Genomic DNA, 3,406 nt, shown 5'->3' with positions numbered 1-3,406 from the left:
GTCGGGCATGCGGCCAATGATCTCGATGCGGTCTCGGCCAAGCCCGATCTCCTCGAAAGTCTCGCGCAGCGCCGCCGCCTCAGGGCTCGGATCGGTCGGATCGATGGTACCGCCGGGAAATGCCACCTGCCCCGAATGGCTGCGCAGCTTTTCAGCCCGCTTGGTCAGGAGAACCGTCGCATCGCCCTCATGATCGACCACCGGGATCAGCACCGCGGCATTGCGCAGCGCCTTGCCCTGGTTGAGGCGCGGATGGCCGGGGTTGAAGCGATGATCGCCATAATCGTCGCCGGCATGCGCATCGGGCTGCACGGCAAAACGCGCGCGAAAATCCGCGGATGAAAACGGCGCCGGCGTCACCTGGTCCATCACGCACTCAGCCGCTTCAACTGGTCCGCCGGCATGATCGGGAACACGGCGCCCTTGGAGCGCACCGCGAACATCGTCTCGCCGCCGATCTCGACCTCCTCGCCATGCCCGACCAGCTCATACATAACCGGCCGCGCCACCAGCGCCTCCAGACGGCCCCGCACCAGCACATAGGGCTTCAATCCGCCGGTCTCGTTCTCGTCGACAAAGCGCAGCGGCCGTTCCGGCCCGGCCTCGACGACATCGCCGACATTGGTGCGGAAGGTGATGGTCTGCGCTTCGCCGCTACCCGAAACGTCCATTTCGACGGCGATGAACGGCGCATCGGCAACGCGGATGCCGACCTTTTCCACCGGTGTCACCAGATAGGTCCTGCCATCGGCGTCCTTGCGCAGCACCGAGGAGAAAAGCTGCACCAGCGGCATGCGCCCGATCGGCGTGCCCAGATAGAACCAGGTGCCGTCGGACTTGATCTCCATGTCCAGATCGCCGCAGAAGTCGGGATTCCAGCGTTCGACGGGTGCCGCGCCCTTGCCGGCACGGGCGGCGCGCGAGATGAGCGCCTCGAGGCCACGCGCCTCGGTGGCATCCGTCAGGCTTTCTTCACGATGTCCCAAGGGTCCCGTCATGGTCACGAAATAGTCACTGTTGTTGCGCTTGTCAGCCTAAGTCTGTGATTTAAGTTTCGACATAGGCGCCACGCGAGGCCGAATCGCGGCAACTTATGGTATGGTGCAGCCGTTGTTCCAGCCATGGTATTCCAACCACAAGGATCGATGCGGCATGAGCGTGATGGTCAAGGAAAGCCCGATCAGCGAAAAGGACATGATCGCAGAAGCCGAAAAGGCGCTTGCCGACATCTCCCGTATCCGCGACGGGGTCGGCCGGGTCATCTTCGGACAGGAAAGCGTCGTCGAGCGCACGCTGGTGGCGCTGCTGGCCGGTGGCCATGCGCTTTTGGTCGGCGTGCCGGGCCTCGCCAAGACCAAGCTGGTCGAAACACTTGGCATCGTGCTCGGCCTCGATTCGCGTCGCATCCAGTTCACGCCGGACCTGATGCCGTCCGATATCCTCGGCTCCGAAGTGATGGAGCAGGACGAAACCGGCAAACGCTCCTTCCGCTTCATCTCCGGGCCGATCTTCGCCCAGTTGCTGATGGCCGACGAGATCAACCGCGCGTCGCCGCGTACCCAGTCGGCGCTGCTGCAGGCCATGCAGGAATACCACGTCACCATTGCCGGCGCCCGCCATGACCTGCCGGCGCCCTTCCACGTGCTGGCAACCCAAAACCCGCTGGAGCAGGAAGGCACCTATCCGTTGCCCGAGGCCCAGCTTGACCGCTTCCTGATGCAGGTGGATATCCTCTATCCCGAAATCGAGGCAGAGCGCCGCATCCTTCTGGAAACCACCGGCATCGAGGACGCGAAAGCCCAGAACGTCCTGCAGCCGGTGCGGCTGAAGGAGATCCAGACGCTGATCCGCCGCATGCCGGTGCCTGAAAGCGTCGTCGAGGCGATCCTGACGCTGGTGCGCTCGGCGCGTCCCGGCCAAGGCAATGCCGAGACCGACAAGAACGTCGCCTGGGGTCCCGGCCCGCGCGCCAGCCAGGCGCTGATGCTGTGCACAAGGGCGCGCGCGCTTTACGACGGACGGCTGGCGCCCTCGGTTGACGACGTGCGTGCGCTGGCCGAGCCGGTGCTGCAGCATCGTATGGCGCTGACCTTCGCCGCCCGCGCCGAAGGCACCAGCGTGCGTGACGTGGTGGCGAAACTCGTGAAAGGGATTTGATGCCGCGCATCGGCGAGGTCCAGGCTCCGGCAGCGACGCGCGACGCGCTCGCCCGTGGCCGGTTGCGAGCCTCGCTTGTGCCAGACCTGCTGGTCGAGGCGCGCCGCATCGTCAACACCGTGATCGCCGGCTGGCATGGCCGCCGCAAGCGCGGCATCGGTGAAAATTTCTGGCAGTTCCGGCCCTATGTCGAGGGAGATTCCTCGCGCATCGACTGGCGCCGCTCGGCCCGCGACGACCACACCTATGTGCGCGACCGCGAATGGGAAGCCGCCCATACGGTCTGGCTGTGGGCCGACCCCTCGCCGTCGATGCTCTACAAATCCACCGGCGCCAGCGTTTCCAAGCAATCGCGCGCGCTGGTGCTGGCGCTGGCCATGGCCGAACTGTTGTCGCGCAGCGGCGAGCGCATCGCCTGGCCGGGCCTCACCGACCCGTTCACCGCCCGCAACGGCGCCGAACGCATCGCCGCCCAGTTGATGCATGCGGGCGATTTGCCGGCAAAACCCGACCTGTCCGACATCAGGCGCTTCTGCGACATCGTCATCGTCAGCGACTTCCTCGATCCGGTCGAAGAGACGATGGCCTGGCTCGACGTGCTGGCCCGCCACGGCGTGCGCGCGCACCTGATCGAGGTCGCGGACCCGGCCGAGGAGACCTTCCCCTATGCCGGCCGAACCGAGTTCACCGATCCCGAGACCGGCGACAAGCTGACCGCCGGCCGCGCCGAAATGCTGGGTGATGAGTATCGTCTGCTTTACGCCGCCCGCCGCCATGAACTGACGGCCTGGTGCAAACGGCTTGGATGGAGCTTTACCGTCAACCACACCGATCGGCTCGCTTCCGACGCACTGGTGCGGCTGCACATGGCGATGACTGCTGACGGCCCCTCGGCCAGGCCGACCGCCGGCGGTCATGCAGGCATGATCGCCAGCGGCGATCAGCCAGGGCCGACCGACTTTGGCAGTCGTGCCGGCACGATCACCGGTGGCGATCGGCCAGGAAAGGCTGTCGCATGAGTTGGCTGCCGCTTTCCTTTGGCGCCCCCATGGTGCTGTGGGGCCTGCTGGCACTGCCGGTGATCTGGTGGCTGCTCAGGCTGACGCCGCCCAAGCCGCAGACCGAAATCTTCCCGCCGCTGAAGATCCTGGCGCGCGTGCTGAAGCGCGAGGAGACGCCGCAGCAGAGCCCGTGGTGGCTGACGCTGCTCAGGCTCTTGATGGCGGCCCTCATCGTAGCGGCATTGGCC

At 65.9% G+C, this 3,406-nt stretch carries 5 protein-coding genes; 3 read left to right on the top strand and 2 right to left on the bottom strand.

Translation table 11 applies throughout. The features are described from left to right. Together EOC06_RS41975 and EOC06_RS08075 are read right to left on the bottom strand one after the other, a co-directional pair. Positions 1–369: CoA pyrophosphatase (locus tag EOC06_RS41975; RefSeq protein WP_245469398.1), on the bottom strand; the 369-nt coding region annotated here is incomplete at its 3' end. Continuing rightward, positions 369–998 carry a DUF1285 domain-containing protein gene (locus EOC06_RS08075; RefSeq protein WP_127271874.1) on the bottom strand — a complete coding sequence of 210 codons (630 nt, stop codon included), beginning with the start codon at positions 996–998 and terminating at the stop codon, positions 369–371. The genes EOC06_RS08075 and EOC06_RS41975, both read right to left, overlap by 1 nt. Positions 999–1,152: 154 nt before the next feature. On the opposite strand from EOC06_RS08075, the gene EOC06_RS08070 reads away from it, so the two are divergent. The 3 genes from EOC06_RS08070 to EOC06_RS08060 form a co-directional block, all read left to right on the top strand. Continuing rightward, positions 1,153–2,157 carry a MoxR family ATPase gene (locus tag EOC06_RS08070; RefSeq protein ID WP_013529968.1) on the top strand — a complete coding sequence of 335 codons (1,005 nt, stop codon included), beginning with the start codon at positions 1,153–1,155 and terminating at the stop codon, positions 2,155–2,157. Further along, a complete protein-coding gene (locus EOC06_RS08065) occupies positions 2,157–3,176 on the top strand; it encodes a DUF58 domain-containing protein (protein ID WP_245469397.1) in 1,020 nt (339 codons plus the stop codon). The genes EOC06_RS08070 and EOC06_RS08065 overlap by 1 nt, the downstream gene beginning before the upstream one ends. Then, positions 3,173–3,406, top strand: a 234-nt coding sequence (locus tag EOC06_RS08060; protein ID WP_164892562.1) for a BatA domain-containing protein, incomplete at its 3' end; no start/stop codon positions are given. The genes EOC06_RS08065 and EOC06_RS08060, both read left to right, overlap by 4 nt.

Source organism: Mesorhizobium sp. M7A.F.Ca.MR.362.00.0.0 (genome assembly GCF_004023175.1).
GTDB lineage: Bacteria > Pseudomonadota > Alphaproteobacteria > Rhizobiales > Rhizobiaceae > Mesorhizobium.
The sequence above is the reverse complement of the archived record's forward strand: the minus strand, read 5'-3'. Positions and strand labels throughout refer to the sequence as shown.